9 protein-coding genes and 1 pseudogene are annotated in these 14200 nt (G+C 70.7%); 4 read left to right on the forward strand and 6 right to left on the reverse strand.

Annotated features, from left to right (window positions below; all coding sequences use genetic code 11):
* Positions 1-73: 73 nt before the first annotated feature.
* Positions 74-538 carry a GyrI-like domain-containing protein gene (locus ACX80P_RS12955; protein ID WP_459278510.1) on the reverse strand — a complete coding sequence of 155 codons (465 nt, stop codon included), beginning with the start codon at positions 536-538 and terminating at the stop codon, positions 74-76.
* A gap of 56 nt (positions 539-594) precedes the next feature.
* Positions 595-2157 (reverse strand): chitinase, encoded by a 1563-nt coding sequence (locus tag ACX80P_RS12960; protein ID WP_459278511.1) that lies wholly within the window; start codon positions 2155-2157, stop codon positions 595-597.
* Positions 2158-2355: 198 nt separating this feature from the next.
* Between ACX80P_RS12960 and ACX80P_RS12965 the strand changes: the two genes are divergently transcribed.
* From ACX80P_RS12965 to ACX80P_RS12975, 3 genes are all read left to right on the forward strand, one after another.
* Positions 2356-4779 (forward strand): glycosyltransferase family 2 protein, encoded by a 2424-nt coding sequence (locus ACX80P_RS12965; RefSeq protein WP_459278512.1) that lies wholly within the window; start codon positions 2356-2358, stop codon positions 4777-4779.
* Positions 4780-5105: 326 nt separating this feature from the next.
* Complete coding sequence (locus ACX80P_RS12970; RefSeq protein WP_459278513.1) at positions 5106-5996, forward strand: hypothetical protein; 891 nt, start codon at positions 5106-5108, stop codon at positions 5994-5996.
* On the forward strand, positions 5993-8866 hold the full coding sequence (locus ACX80P_RS12975) for a PKD domain-containing protein (RefSeq protein WP_459278514.1): 2874 nt from the start codon (positions 5993-5995) through the stop codon (positions 8864-8866). Before ACX80P_RS12970 ends, ACX80P_RS12975 begins: the two co-directional genes overlap by 4 nt.
* A gap of 223 nt (positions 8867-9089) precedes the next feature.
* Here the strand turns inward: ACX80P_RS12975 and ACX80P_RS12980 are convergent, their stop codons facing one another.
* The 4 genes from ACX80P_RS12980 to ACX80P_RS12995 form a co-directional block, all read right to left on the reverse strand.
* On the reverse strand, positions 9090-11423 hold the full coding sequence (locus ACX80P_RS12980) for an HmpF-related protein (RefSeq protein ID WP_459278515.1): 2334 nt from the start codon (positions 11421-11423) through the stop codon (positions 9090-9092).
* A gap of 160 nt (positions 11424-11583) precedes the next feature.
* On the reverse strand, positions 11584-11847 hold the full coding sequence (locus tag ACX80P_RS12985) for a hypothetical protein (RefSeq protein ID WP_459278516.1): 264 nt from the start codon (positions 11845-11847) through the stop codon (positions 11584-11586).
* Positions 11848-11974: 127 nt separating this feature from the next.
* The gene (locus ACX80P_RS12990) at positions 11975-12271 is read right to left on the reverse strand and encodes a hypothetical protein (RefSeq protein WP_459278517.1); all 297 of its coding nucleotides are present in this window, start codon (positions 12269-12271) and stop codon (positions 11975-11977) included.
* Between the two features lie 105 nt (positions 12272-12376).
* On the reverse strand, positions 12377-13840 hold the full coding sequence (locus ACX80P_RS12995) for a protein adenylyltransferase SelO (RefSeq protein ID WP_459278518.1): 1464 nt from the start codon (positions 13838-13840) through the stop codon (positions 12377-12379).
* Positions 13841-14089: 249 nt separating this feature from the next.
* Here ACX80P_RS12995 and ACX80P_RS13000 point away from each other — a divergent pair.
* Positions 14090-14200: pseudogene (locus tag ACX80P_RS13000) on the forward strand (hypothetical protein); the annotation flags it as partial.

Here is a 14200-nt window from a genome sequence, read left to right on the forward strand (position 1 = left end):
CGAGGAGCATCGCCGTGACGCGTGCCCTGGTCCCGCCGCGGAGCACGAAGCCGGCGAGGACCGGCGTCTGGGCTCAGTTCCGGGCGACGGGCCAGCAGATCGCGGTCTGCCACCTCGCCGGGTCCGGTTCCTCCTCCGGATCGCTGAGGTAGGTCTCCCACATCACCGGACCCGGGGTCAGCTCAGCCTCCGTGATGTAGCGCTCGATCGCCGAGTACGTCTCGCCCATCGTGTCGTAGGGCCCCATGTGGATCGCCTCGACCACGCGCGCGGCCGGCAGGGTCCCCGGTACCACCTTCCCGACCGGTGTGATGGCCGCTGCGACCGGGAAGCCCGCTTCGACGTCGACGACGGCGCCCGGCGGGCCGTAGTACTTCCCGAACGGGGCACCGGCCGGGGCCACGCCCTGGGCCTGCAACGCCGCCATCGTGTCCTGGAACGCCCGGGAGAAGAACCCGGTCAGCTCCGTCATCGGCACCTTCTCCCGCACGCCCGCTGTAGGTTGCTCGCCGTGCTCCGTGATCTCGATGTTCGTCATGGAGCAACCCTCGTCAGGCCGGTCGGCACCGCACAGGGTCGAAGGTCCCCGACCGGTCAGGACGCCGAGGGATCCTCGATGATCTTCAGGAGGGTGGCGTCGTCGAGCTTCTGCCAGGGGGAGGCGTCGGAGCCCTGGACGGCGGCTTCGGGGCTGTCGCTCTGGCTCCACCACTTGGCCTCGTACACGCGCCCGTCGACGAGGATCCGGTCGCCGCGCTCGTACACCTGCTTCGGATCCCACTCAGGGTACAGATCGGCCGGTGCGGTGACCGCCGGGACGGGCCGCTCGTCGGGCAGCACCGGGCCGAGCAGGGTCCACGGGGTCTCCTCCGCCTGCAGCACCGGGTCGTTCGGGAGGTCGCCCTGCGTCCAGTACTTCGCCACGTACACGTTGCCCTGCCACACCACGCGGTCGTCCTCGCGGTACGTGCCGACGTCGGACCAGATGGGGTACGGGCTCGTCTCCGGATCGTCCGCGACGAGGGCCTCGGGGGTCTCCTCCGTCACCGGCTCGTCGGCGAGGGTCGCGGCGCGACCCTCGAAGTCCGCACCGAGGATCGGCGCGAACTGCAGACCCTGCTGGTCGATCCCGCTGCAGGAATCCGAGACCACCGTGACGTCGGCGTAGTTCTCGCTGCACGTGGCGTCGCGGTTGAGCGACCACATGGACATGCGGCCCGCGCCGCGCTCGGCGGCGAACGCGTTGAACGCCTTGGCGTCCTCGAGCGTGAACACCTCACCCTTGACGTCGTTCTGCCCGATCATCGGGGTCAGCCCGATCTTCCGCCACGCGGCCTGCGGCCCGAGGTCGATGCCGGCCCGCTCGTAGAGGACCTGCACCTGGCGGTGGGTGGCGTCCGCCGCGTTCTGCGAGGCGGTCAGCATGCTGGTGCCCTCGGGCCGGCTGCCGCCGTAGTCCATGGTCATGACGTTCACGCCGGCGAGGTCGACGCCGGCCTCCAGGAACTGCGCGACGGCGGCGGTGCCTTCCACGGTCAGCCCGGACGGGGCGACCGGGAGGGTCAGCCACACGTTGAGCGGCGCGTCCGTGCCGGCCCGTCCGGCCTGGAGGGCGGCCATCGCCTCCGCGCGCCGCTTGCCGGCGGCGACGTCCTTGAGGTTCTCGCCCTCGATGTCGAGGTCCACGGTCGTCAGGGAGTAGCGGTCGACGACGGCGGCGTAGGCGTCCACCAGGTCCCCCGGATCGGTGCAGGCGGTCGCGAGCTCGTCGTTGAGGAGTCCGCCGAAGGACACGATGACCTCACCGCCGTCCTGTACGAGCCTGGCCACGCGGCGGTCGAGGTCGAGTGCCGCCTCGGCCTCGTCCAGGCCGTAGAAGGTGCCCCAGGACGGCGTGCAGGGTTCCTCCTTCGACGCCACGATGAAGGACAGCACGGCGCTGCCGCCGTTGTCCCCCGCGGGGTCCTCGAACGGGTAGGAGGGTGTCGCCGTGACATCGACGTAGCCGGCGAAGAAGGCCCCCGTGCTCTCGGCGGCCCGGGCGTCCTCCCACTGGTTCCAGCCCGTGAGACCGCCGACGGCGACACCCCCCACGACGACGGACAGGATCAGGAGGCGGACGGCGGAGAGCTTCCGGCCGGGAAAGCGAGCAGACACAGGGACCCCAGATGACAGCCTCGAGGAGGCGAATGGGCGCACTTCAGGTACGCGAGACGCTTGAAGCGTAAGGGAAATTGCGGCCGCCGTCATCCTTTCGCCTAACGCTCACGGCAGGCCGGCCGATGGTGGAGAGTGACGCTGCATGTCGCGGGGCGACGTCGTGCGTCAACCCGTCCGCCTACTGCCGAGGTAGCCATGTCCAGCTCCACCGATGCCACCGAGTCACCAGCCCCCCAGGCCAGCATCGGCGCGGCACCCGCCGGGTCCGCGGCCCCGATCGCCGGTCCGCCGTCGGGCACGACCGCCGTCCTCGAGAAGGCGCCGGCGGCCGCCGCACGACGCCGGCAGTGGGGGTCGGAGCGGCGCTCCGAGCCGCTGTCGATCGTGCACCCCACGCCGTCGTCGCGGAAGATCGCACTCGGCCGTCTCGGCATCGTTGTCACGGTGCTGGCGTGGCTGACCTACATCGTGACGACGATCCTGCGGCAGTTCGCCAACAACCCCGACGCGGGCTTCCGGTTCCAGGTGGAGGCGACGTCGTACCTGATCGTCGTCACGTTCCTCACCTTCTCCGCGCTCATGTACCTGCTGGCGCGGCAGGGTGCGCTGTACCGGTTCCGCGACCACCGGCGCGTGCCGCGCGGTGAACTGGACCGCCACTTCGCCGACCACCACGAGGGCATCACCGTCCTCGTCCCCTCCTACGCCGAGGAGCCGGCCGTCGTCCGGGCCACCCTGTGGTCCGCTGCCCTGCAGGAGTTCCCCAACATCCGCGTGGTCCTGCTCCTCGACGACCCGCCGCATCCCACCGACCCCGCGATCCGGCAGCGCCTCGACGCGACCCGGGCGCTCACGTTCGAGATCGAGTCGGCACTCCTCGAGCCGTCCACCCGGGCGGGCGCCGCACTGGCCCGGTTCGAGGCCGACCTGGCCGCACGCGGCGCGCACTCGCCGTCGTCGTGCGCCGACCTGCCGCCGCTCATCGCGGCGTACGAGGACGCCGCGGTGTGGCTCGAGGACATGGCCGACACCGAGACGGTGGAGGACCATGTGGACGAGTTCTTCGTGGACCTCGTCGTCATGGGCCTCGCCCGCGAACTGCGGCTGGCCATGTACGCGCTCAACGCCGCGCTCGCCCAGGAGCAGTGCCCGGAACCGGACCGCATCCGCGAGCTGTACGTGCGCCTCGTGCGGATCTTCAACACGCGGCTGGAGACGTTCGAGCGCAAGGCCTACGCGTCGCTGTCCCACGAGGCGAACAAGGCCATGAACCTCAACGCCTACATCTCGCTCATGGGCCGACGCTGGCGCAAGGAGCACGTGGCCACCGGCACGGTGCTGCGCCCCCTGGCGGACGGGGAGGGTGCTGAGGACGACGACGTCCTGGACGTCCCCGACTCCACCTACCTGCTGACCCTCGACGCCGATTCCCTGCTGCTGCGTGACTACTGCGTGCGGCTCGTCCACCTGCTCGAGTCCCCCGGCAACGAGCGCATCGCCGTGACCCAGACGCCCTACTCGTCCTTCCGGGGAGCGCCGACGCGGATCGAACGGGTGGCCGGCGCGTCCACGGACATCCAGCACATCCTGCACCAGGGCATGACCTACTACGGGGCCACCTTCTGGGTGGGCGCGAACGCCGTGATCCGCAAGCGTGCGGTCGAGGACATCGTCGAGGTCGAGGACGTGGGCGGCTTCGAGATCAAGACCTACATCCAGGACCGCACGGTCATCGAAGACACCGAGTCCAGCGTGGACCTGGGCAGCCACGGGTGGACGCTCGTGAACTACCCGGAGCGCCTCAGCTACAGCGCCACGCCGCCGGACTTCGGCTCGCTCGTGGTGCAGCGGCGCCGGTGGGCCAACGGCGGGCTGCTGATCCTGCCGAAGCTGTGGAGCCAGCTCCGACGGCGCCGCCAGCTCCGCGAGCAGGTCCTCTTCCGGGAGGTGCTGCTCCGGGTCAACTACATGGCGTCGATCGCGTGGGCGAGCTTCGGGCTGCTGTTCCTCCTCGCATACCCGTACGACAGCCGGCTCCTGAGCCCCGTCGTGTTCCTCGCCGCCGCGCCGTACTTCCTGGCGATGGGCAGCGACCTCCGCGACTGCGGGCACCGCTTCTCGGACATCTTCAGGATCTACGGGTTCAACCTGGTGCTGCTGCCGGTGAACCTCGCCGGCGTGCTGAAGTCCATCCAGCAGGCGTTCACCGGGGAGAAGATCCCGTTCGTCCGCACCCCGAAGGTCAAGGACCGCACCGCTGCGCCCGGCCTGTACGTCGTCATCCCGTTCGTGATCGTGGCGTTCTCCCTGCTGACCCTCGCCCGGGACGTCCTGGAGCAGAACTGGGGCAACGCGGTGTTCGCCGGGTTGAACGCCGTGCTGGCGGCCGGTGCCATCCGTGCGTACATCGGCCTCAAGAACTCTGTGGTGGACATGGGGCTCGGCGTCCTGAACTGGCTGTACGTGGGGCCGCGCGTGCGGAAGGTCGAGGAGTCGAAGGTCGTCGCGAAGACGCCGGAGGAGGCGGACTGGGAGTCCATCCTGTACCACGGTGACCGCCGCCTCAACCGGGACCTGCGCTCGGGCAACGACCGCCGTCGTCGTGCGGGGGTGCGGTAGGGACCCGAGGAGACCAGTGCTGCCGTGACGGCCCGCACCCGCAAGGGTGCGGGCCGTCGCGCGTCCGGCCCGAGGAAGCCGGCGCGGCCCGGAATGGGGTGGTGCGCCTCGCGTAGTCCACAGGAGGGAGACGAGTAGACCGTACTCGTGTAGTCCCGCATGCCTGCTCATAGGCTCTCTCTCGAGAGAGATGAAGGACTGGGACGAATCTCGAGGAGCAGGGACCCCATGGACGGAGTCGTAGCCTGCGGTCATCACCGCACCCGTGGATGCCCACTGTCGGCATCCGTCGGATCCCGGAGACCGTGCGGGAAAGAACTGACCCCATGACCTCCGCCCCGCCCGGAGGGCAGCAGAAGGACGGTTCCCGCAGGCGACGGGCGGCAGCTGCTGCCGCCCTGGTCGCCGCGCTCGGCCTGACCGGGTGGGCCGTGGCCGCTGGTCCGTTGGCTCCCGCCGCCGAGCCGCGGCCGGCGCAGGCCGGCAGCTCCCCGAGTGCCTCCCCGGACGCCGTCGATTCCACTCCGCAGGAATCGACCCCCGCGCCGTCCGCCCAGGCATCCTCCGCCCCGACGTCCTCCGCCCCCACGTCCTCCGCCCCCACGTCCTCCGCCCCCACGTCCTCCGCTACTGCGCCTTCCGCTCCCCGGTCCGCCGCTGCGCCTTCCGCTCCGGTGTCCTCCGACCCGGCACCGTCCGCGGCGGCACCGGGGTCGGCACCGGAGGGCCCTGCCGCCATCGGCCGTGGCACGAAGGCCATCGCTCCTGCCCCCGCCGGGAGGATCATCGACCAACCACCGCCTGTCGCCCCGGCGAAGAGCCTGAAGGAGCGGGCACCCGTCGCCGAGGGCGTGGCCGCCAGGGTGGCGTCGATGAAGGCCGTCGACGGCGAAGCGCGGGGGCTGGGCGAGGTGGGCGGGCCGGCGGTCCAGTTCACCCTCGAGGTGACCAACAGCACCAAGGCCCCCATCTCCCTGGCGGAGGCGGTCGTGAACGTCGAGGCGGGAGAGGATCGCTCCCCGGCCGAGCTGCTCAGCGGCCCGGGGGCAGTTCCCTTTCCCGCGGAGGTCGGCCCGGGGCAGTCGGTCTCGGGGGTGTTCGTCTTCCAGATCCCACCGGAGCGGCGGAAGTCCGTCCGCGTCCTGTTCCACTATCAGGCAGTTCTACCGGTCGCAGCCTTCCAGGGCGCCGCGCCGCTGCAAGGGGAGGCACCATGAAGCACGTCAGCGATCCGCCCGGGGTAGGGGCGGGGCAGGGACCCGGCCGGCGGTGCCGGGACACGCTCCGGAGAACCCTGGCGATGGCGGCGACGTGCGCCTTCGCCATCGCCGCGACGCTCGCGGCCGGCCCGTCCGCCTCGGCGGACACGGCGCCGGATCCCGCCACTGCCGCGAATTCACCCACCGTGTCGGCCGATGCGCTGCCGACGGTGCAGGTCGACGGCGTCGTGTGGCAGCAGATGATCGTGGGCACCACCGTCTACGTCGCGGGTAACTTCACGACGGCGCGTCCGGCCGGGGCCGCACCCGGGACGAGCACCGTGACGCGGAACAACATCCTCGCGTACGACATCAGGACGGGTGCGCTCATCCAGTCCTTCGCCCCGAGCCTCAACGCCCAGGCCCGGTCGATCGCGGCGTCACCGGACGGCTCCCGGATCTACGTCGGAGGCGCGTTCACCACGGTCAACGGCACGGCCGCGTCCAGGATCGCGGCGCTCGATCCGGCCACCGGCGCGATGATCCCTTCCTTCAAGCCGGCGCCGAACTCGCGGGTCGATGCGATCGTGGCGACGGCCGACGCCGTCTACCTGGGCGGCTGGTTCTCGGCCGTCGGTTCGACCCCTCGGGCGAGGCTCGCCGCCGTCGACGCGGCCACCGGCACCCTGCGAACCTGGAACCCCTCGGCGGCAGGAGGTGACGTCTCCGCGATGGTGATGTCCCCCGATCGCACCAAGCTCGTCGTCGGCGGCAGCTTCACGACGCTCAACGGATCGTCGAACCCCGGGTACGGGCTGGCCGCCGTCGATGCCGCGACAGGCGCGCTGAGGCCGTGGGCTGTCAACGGCCTGGTCCGCAACGGCGGAGCGGACGCGGCCATCACGAACCTGACCACCGACGGCACCAACGTCTACGGGACGGGCTACGTCTTCGGCGCAGGCGGCAACCTCGAGGGGGCGTTCTCCGCCAACTGGGCCGATGGGTCCGTGAAGTGGATCGAGGACTGCCACGGTGATTCCTACGGCGTCGCCCCGGTCGGCGAGACGGTCTACACCGTCGGGCACGCCCACAACTGCGCCAATATCGGCGGGTTCCCCGAGACCAACCCACGCTCCTGGCAGCGGGCCGTCGCGTTCAGCAGGAGTGCCACCGGCACCATCACGCGGAACACGGCCACCGGCTACTTCAACTACGAGGGGAAGCCCGCGCCGTCGCTCCTCACCTGGTACCCGAAAGTGGCGGCCGGCTCCTTCACCGGTCAGTACCAGGGGGCCTGGTCGGTGACCGGCAACGCCGAGTACGTCGTCCTCGGCGGGGAGTTCCCCCGGGTGAACGGGAAGGCGCAGCAGGGACTCGTGCGCTTCGCGGTCCGCGGCATCGCGCCGAACAAGGTCGGTCCCGACGTCACGGGCGCTGCGACCAATCCGACCCTCACCTCCCCGGCGGCCGGTCGGGTCACCGTGAAGTGGACGGCCAACTGGGACTCCGACAACGAGAAGATCACCTACAGGGTCATCCGCGACGGCCAGATCGCCACCCCGGTCCACGAGGTCTCCAAGCTGTCGAAGTTCTGGCAGAGACCGGAGCTGACCTTCGAGGATTCGGGACTCGCCCCGTCCTCGACCCACACCTACCGGATCTTCGCCACCGATCCCTTCGGCAACGAGGTCCGCTCGGAGACCGTGAGCGTCACCGTCATGGCCGGCACAGTGGCGAACACGCCGCCCGTGGCCCGGTTCACCGAGGCGATCAGCAACCTCACCGCGTCCTTCGACGGGTCCACCTCGACCGACTCCGACGGCACCGTCGCCTCCTACGCGTGGAACTTCGGTGACGGCACCACCGGCACGGGCGTGAAGGCATCGAAGACCTATGCTGCGGCAGGCACCTACACGGTGAAGCTGACAGTGACGGACGATGCGGGCGCAGTGCATTCGACGTCCAGGGCCATCACCGTCGCGGAGCCCGTACCCGTGAACACCCCGCCCAGGGCGGCCTTCACGCAGACGGCCGCCGGCCTGGTCGCGTCCTTCGACGGGTCGACGTCCGCCGACCCGGACGGCACCATCGCCTCCTACGCCTGGGACTTCGGCGACGGGACCGCGGGCACGGGGGTCAAGGCGTCGAGGACCTACGCCGCGGCAGGCACCTACACGGTGACCCTGACGGTGACCGACGATGCCGGGGCGTCCAACTCCGTGTCCCGCGCCGTGACCGTGACCGCCCCGGTGCAGCCGGGATCCGACCTCGCGCGCGATGCCTTCGGCCGGACCGTCACGGGCGGCTGGGGCACCGCCGACGTCGGCGGGCCCTGGGCGGTCCAGGGCTCCACGGCCAAGTACTCCGTCGACGGCAGCGCCGGGCTGATGAACCTCGCAGCGGCGGCCTCGAGCGGCACGGTACGGCTCGACACCGTGTCCTCGCTGACCACCGACACGCGGTTCACGACCAGGCTCGACAAGGTCCCCGACGGGGGAGGCCTGCACCTGACGGTGGTCGGCCGCAATGTCGCGGGGGTCGGGGACTATGGGGCCAAGCTCCTGGTCGCGGGCACCGGGATGTCACTGATCGGCGAGAAGACGGTCAACACCACCGTGACCCGCCTCGGGAGCGCATCCGTGCCCCTGGCCTTCAGCATGGCCGACACGTACACCGTGCGCGTCCGGGTGTCGGGCACCGCTCCGACGACGGTCCAGGCGAAGGTGTGGAAGGTGGGAACCGCGGAGCCGGCGGCTTGGCAGCTCACCTCGACCGACTCCGAGCCTGCCCTCCAGAAGGCAGGATCGGTGGCCGTGGAGACCTACCTCTCGGGTTCCGCGACCATGGCACCGCTGCAGGTGCGGTTCGACGACCTCCTCGTCCAGTAGTACAGGGAGGCACCCGGGTGAGGTAACACATCCGGATGGGTGAGGGCGGCCGGGTACCCGGCCGCCCTTCCTGCATCCGCCGGCCGACGACGTGACGGGGATCCAGCCATCGGACCTCCCTGCTCGGGCACAGGATGTGCTGTGGCCGGCTCCCGAGGGGCAGCAGACGACGAGGTGCCCTGGGACGTCGTCCCAGGGCACCTCACATCGGGTTCGTGGACTGTCAGGCCACGCACCCACCGAGCTGGATCTGGCCGTCGATGGCCTTGATCTGGCCCTGGACCGTGCCGAGCTTGGCCTCGAGGGTGTTCACCGTGGCGGTCTGCGCCGCGATGGCATCCCTGTTCGCCTTCTTCTGCGCCTGGAGTCCGCGGAGGACAGCCTGCGCGTCGGTGACCTGCTTGTCGAGGGTGGTCAGCTGTCCCTGCAGGGTCTTGAGCTGGGCCTCGGTGGCACTGATCTCACCGTTCATCGCGTCGAGCTGCGTGAGGAGCGGGGCCACCCGGCCCTGGAGGGCGAGCACCTCGGACTCCTTGCTGGCGATGCGGGCGTTCAGCTCGCCCAGGGCGGCGACCAGCCGGTCCACCTCGGTGTTCAGGGTGACGATCTCCGCCTGCTTGTCGGCGAGGGCCTTCGCGGAGCTGTCGGCCGCAGCCTGGAGCGTGGGCAGACGGTCCTGCAGCCCGGTGAGGTCCGCCGTCCTGGCCGCTACTGCTGCGGTGGTGGATGCGAGCTGCGCCTCGGCGTCGGCCAGGTCGGTCCGCAGCCCGGCGAGCACGCCCTTCTGGGTGGTGATGGCTGCCCTGGCTGCGTCGACCCCTTCTGTGAGGCCCGGAAGCCCGGCCTCGAGATCGGCGACGACCTTCTCCTGTGCGGTCACGGCGTCACGTGCTGCAGTTGCCGCCGTCATGAGCGCCGGCAGCTGCCCCTGCAGGGAGGTGACGGCGTCCTGCTGCGCGGAAATCGCGGCTTTCGCCTCGGCCAGCGCCGTCTGCAGCGCGGGAAGCTGACCCTGCAGCGTCCTGACCTCGGTCTCCTTGGTCGCCACGGCGGCGTTCGCCGCAGTCAGGGCGGCCTGCAGGGGTGCGGCCTCCTTCTGCAGGGTGCTGCTCTCGGTCTGCTTGGCCAGCAGCTGCGCGTTGAGCGTGTCCACCTGGCCCTGCAGGGTCCTGAGATCGCCCTGGAGGCCTGCGATCTGGGTGTTCTTGTCCGTGATCTTCGTGTTCACGGAATCGAGTTCCGTCTGCTTCGCGGCGCGCCGGTCTATCAGGATCTTCCGTTCGTCGGAACCGCCGCTGAGCTGCTTGATCTGCGCCGAGAGTGTGGCGATCTCGCCCTCGAGGGCCGTCCTTCGGCCCTGCAGTGCCGTCAACTCACCCTGGGCCGTGGTGATGGCGCCCTGCTTGGCCGTGATCTCGCCGTTCTTCGCGGTGATGTCCTTCTGCAGCGTCGAGATCTCGCCGGAGAGGGTGGCGATGCGGGTCGTGTTGGCGGCGACGGCGTCGGCGGCCGTGGCGGCGGCTGCGCGCAGGGCGACGAGCTCGCTCTCGGCGCCGGCGATGGCGGTCTGCTGCGCCGTGACGGCGTCTGCGGCCGTTGCAGCTGCGGCTTCGAGAGCGGGCAGGCCAGCCTGGGCCGCGGCGATGGCGGCGTTCTTCGCCGTGACGGCGTCGGCTGCCGTCGCGGCGTCCGCCTGCAGGGCGGTCAGCTTCCGGGTGGCAGCCTCGATCTCCGTCTGCTGGGTGTCGAGCGCGGACTGCGCCGTGGTGCCGGCGGCGACGAGCTGATCGAGGACGGCCTCGGCGTCGGTCACGGCCTGCTTCGCCGTGCCGACCGCGGTGGCTGCGTCCTGCGCCGTCGCGGTGAGGGTCGCCAGGTCGCCCTGCGCTCCTGCGATGGCGTCGTTCTGCGACGCTACAGCCGCTGCTGCCTGGTCGGCGGCGGCCTGGACGCCGGTCAACTCTCCGGTCGCGGTACGAAGCGCTTCCTGCCGGCCCTCGAGCTCGGCGGTCGCCGCGAGTGCCTGCTTCCTCAGGTCCTCCGCATCGGCCTGGGCGGCCGTCAGTTCGGTCTGGAGCGGGGTCAGCGCTGCCACGGCACCGGCGTGCTCCGACTGCAGGGTCGTCAGCTCGGCGGTGGCTTCCTCGATGGCCTTCGTGGTGCTCGCCTGCTGCTGGGTGAGGGCGGCGATTTCGCTGGTCGTGCTCGCCATGGCGGCATCCAGCCGGGCGCTTTCGGCTTCGAGGGCGGCGAGTGCCGCGTTGGCGTCCTTGATCTGCGTCTCGAGCATGGTGGCGTTCGCCTGGAGTGCCGACCGTTCGGTCTGCAGCTTGGTGATGAGTTCCGCGTTCTTGCGCGCGGCGGCCTTCAGGAGGTTCTCCTGCACGGTTCCGCGGTGCGCCAGCTGATTCACCACGCCGTTGCACACCCCCGACGTCGGCCCTGTCTGCGCGGACGCCTGCGGGGCGAGGACGAGGGCTCCACCGAGGAGCCCCGGCAGGAGGACCGCACTAGCGAGGCGGCGGGTGAGGACGGATCGGGAGGTGTTGGTTCGCACGGGTGCTCCTGGTGGCTCGGAATGGCGTCATCGCCTCCCACAAGCTACGGAGAACAGTTCGCACAGGAAACAGTGCTCCTTACGTGACTACTGAGCACGACCACTCGGTTTGGAACGCCGAACTACCCACCGGGCTCCGGGGGAAGAGGCGCATGCGCTGTCAGGCGCCCGGCGGTGCCTGAAGGGAGACTGCCGGCAACGCGGTGCTCCCCAGTGCATCCCGCGCGTCCAGGGCGTCGAGGGCGGCCAGCGGGGACAGATCGGCGAGGGCCGCCACCGTCATCAGGGGCTCACCGCCGATCAGGGCCTCCGCGACGGCATCGTGCAGCTCCGTCGTCGCATGGAGGTCCGGCAGGACCATGTGGCCGGCCGCGGCGGAGCGCCGTCCGGCGGCCTGGACCCGGTCGAGATGTCGAGAGTTCATGCGGACCTCCTGCGCTGGAATGGTGGTTCCAAGCGTGGTCTGCGAACCGCTTCCGCGAAAGTTCTCCCGCAGGGACGAAAGGACGTGCATTGCGGAGCGGGATGTGGTCAGCCCCGCCGACCCGGGGTCACGAGGCAGCTGATCCGTCGGTGAGGAGGCGCTGGATCTGCTCGGGGGCGTCGTCGTAGGTGGCCAGGATGTCCTCGAGGTCGATCATCGGGGGGAAGTCGATGACCGACTGGTGGCGGGCCAGGAACTGCGCTGTCGCCTCGACGACGGCCACCTCATCCGCGTCCGGGGTCCCCAGGCGGCCCTGCAGGTCGGGGTTCATGCGGAACAGCGATTCCACCGACTGTCCTTCCGCCTCGGTCCGTACTCGGTACTCGTTGTCACTGACACGGGTGATGTCGAAGGATGCACTCATCTGCGCAACGCTACGCGTCGGGCCCGCTGCCGCCGGCACGCTCTTTCCGGTGGACAAACCGCTCATGGCCGAGGACGCCGTCCAGCCGTCCGGTCCCCGGGCCCGTCAGGTGCCGCAGTACGTCGTGTACGCCCCGAAGTCGTCCGGCGCCCCGGCGGCGTAGCGCTCGAGCCCTGGCCGCTCCTCGAAGGGCCGCGAGACGACGTCCACCAGCGCGTCGAGCGGACCCGGGTCGCCCGTCGTCGCGGCGTCCAGGGCCTCCTCGACGAGGTGGTTCCGGGGGATGTAGGCGGGATTCACGCGGTCCATCGCGTCGGCGTCGGGTTCGGTCGCCAGCCAGCGGGCGGCCCAGGCGTCGAAGGCGGCCACGTCGAGCACCCGGTCCCGCGCCGGTCGGGCATCGCCGCGGACCACGGAGCTGAGCCCCCGGAGGAAGGACGTGTAGTCGACGTGATTGTCCTGCAGCAGGGCGAGGACGTCGTTGGCGAGGGTCGATGCGACGTCGTCCCCGACGTCGTCGGGCAGTCCGAGCTTGGCCTTCATCCCGGCCAGCCAGGCGGCGCTGTACCGGGGGCGGAAGGCCTCGAGAGAGGCGACGGCGAGCGGGACCGCCTGCTCCTGGTCGTCGTCGATGAGCGGCAGGAGGGTCTCGGCGAGTCGCGCGAGGTTCCATTCGGCGACGAGCGGCTGGTTGGCGTACGCGTAGCGGCCGCCGCGGTCGATCGAGCTGTAGAGGGCGGAGTGGTCGAAGACGTCCATGAAGGCGCACGGGCCGTAGTCGATGGTCTCGCCGGAGATGGTCATGTTGTCGGTGTTCATGACGCCGTGGACGAAACCGGTGAGCATCCACCGCGCCACGAGCGACGCCTGCGTGGAGACGACCGCCTCGAACAGGGCGAGGTAGGGGCGCTCGGCGGCCGCCGCCTCCGGGTAGTGGCGGCTGATCGCATGGTCGGCGAGGCGTGCCAGGAGTTCCCGGTTGCCGGTGGCGGCTGCGTACTGGAAACTGCCGACGCGGAGGTGGCTGCCCGCGACACGCGTGAGGACCGCGCCGGGCAGCATCCTCTCGCGGCGCACGTCGCGGCCGGTGGCGACGACCGCGAGGGAGCGCGTGGTCGGGATGCCGAGCGCGTGCATGGCCTCGCTCACGATGTATTCGCGCAGCATGGGCCCGACGGCGGCGAGGCCGTCACCGCCGCGGGCGAAGGGCGTGCGCCCGGACCCCTTGAGGTGGACGTCGCGGAGACGGCCGTCGACGTCGGTGATCTCCCCCAGCAGCAGTGCTCGCCCGTCGCCGAGCCCGGGGTTGAAGCTGCCGAACTGGTGGCCCGCGTAGGCCTGGGCGACGGGCGTCGCACCCTCCGGTACGGTCGTGCCCACGAGCAGCGACAGTCCCTCGGGGGAGCGGAGGAACTCCGGGTCCAGCCCGAGCTCCGCGGCGAGAGGTTCGTTGAGGGCGAGGAGGGCAGGATGGGGGGCGGACTCCGCCTGCCACGGGACCGCCATCTCCGGCAGTTCCCGCGCGAATCGGCCGTCGAAGCTGACCCTGGATCCTGTAGGCACGCTCATCCCTCCACCGTACGCCTGCGTGCTGCCACGCCGGCTCCCAGCGGAGGGATTGCGCGACGAGGGCGATGGTGTCGTGAAGGGGCTCCGCGAAGGGGAGGCTCCTCACGTTCTCCTCGTGCCGCACGGACGCGAGGATGCCGCCGGCCATGAAGGAGTCCCCGGCCCCGGCCTGAAGGGGGTCGACCTCGACGTCCACCAGGGGAGACGGTTGTCATCCTCGGTTCCAGCGGATCCGGCAAGAGCACGCTGCTGCGCTGCATGAACAAGCTGGAGACCATGGACAGTGGCCGGGTCCTCGTGAACGGGCACCTGGTGGGCTACGAGGAGCGGCGGGGGGGGGGGGGGGGGGGGGCGCCGGGG

The sequence above is a fragment of the Arthrobacter arabinosi genome (assembly GCF_054511115.1).

Coding starts and splice junctions, on each gene's coding strand:
- ACX80P_RS12965 (WP_459278512.1), top strand. CDS start 2,356: ATGTCCAGCTCCACCGATGCCACCGAGTCACCAGCCCCCCAGGCCAGC.
- ACX80P_RS12990 (WP_459278517.1), bottom strand. CDS start 12,271: ATGAGTGCATCCTTCGACATCACCCGTGTCAGTGACAACGAGTACCGA.
- ACX80P_RS12975 (WP_459278514.1), top strand. CDS start 5,993: ATGAAGCACGTCAGCGATCCGCCCGGGGTAGGGGCGGGGCAGGGACCC.
- ACX80P_RS12970 (WP_459278513.1), top strand. CDS start 5,106: ATGACCTCCGCCCCGCCCGGAGGGCAGCAGAAGGACGGTTCCCGCAGG.
- ACX80P_RS12955 (WP_459278510.1), bottom strand. CDS start 538: ATGACGAACATCGAGATCACGGAGCACGGCGAGCAACCTACAGCGGGC.
- ACX80P_RS12985 (WP_459278516.1), bottom strand. CDS start 11,847: ATGAACTCTCGACATCTCGACCGGGTCCAGGCCGCCGGACGGCGCTCC.
- ACX80P_RS12995 (WP_459278518.1), bottom strand. CDS start 13,840: ATGAGCGTGCCTACAGGATCCAGGGTCAGCTTCGACGGCCGATTCGCG.